This is a genomic window from Pseudomonas sp. PME37.24/006, assembly GCF_055556635.1.
Genome location: NZ_JBVHNL010000022.1, coordinates 1 through 369 on the forward strand (window position 1 = coordinate 1; position 369 = coordinate 369).

The 369-nt window shown below is 64.5% G+C and carries 1 protein-coding gene; it reads right to left on the reverse strand.

The features are described from left to right. The coding region (locus ACZ3GY_RS23690; protein WP_465912175.1) for a hypothetical protein at positions 1-369 on the reverse strand (369 nt) is incomplete at both ends.

Genomic DNA, 369 nt, shown 5'->3' on the forward strand with positions numbered 1-369 from the left:
GGGTGGCGGAGCCGTCGTAGTAGCCCTCGTAATAGACATCGCGCCAGTCCGCCCCGGCACTATTGACGTCATACGCCGTGGACGAAACGGTGTATGCGCCGTCCGAGAGCCCGGTCGCGGAGTACCGCGCGTCCTTGTCGATCGTCGTGTAGGCCTGTCGCCACCACAGTGTGACCGACCGACCGTTCCACTCGATCGGGTTCGCGATCACATTGACCGCCGCGAAGTTGTTCGGGGCCCCGGTCACGACTCCCGTGATGCTGTGTCCCGTCGCGAGTGCGAAGTCGACTCCGGTGGCCGACTCTCCCGAGCGAACGGTGATCACCTTCGCCTCACTCGGGTCGAAGACGCCGGGATAGAAACTGGACG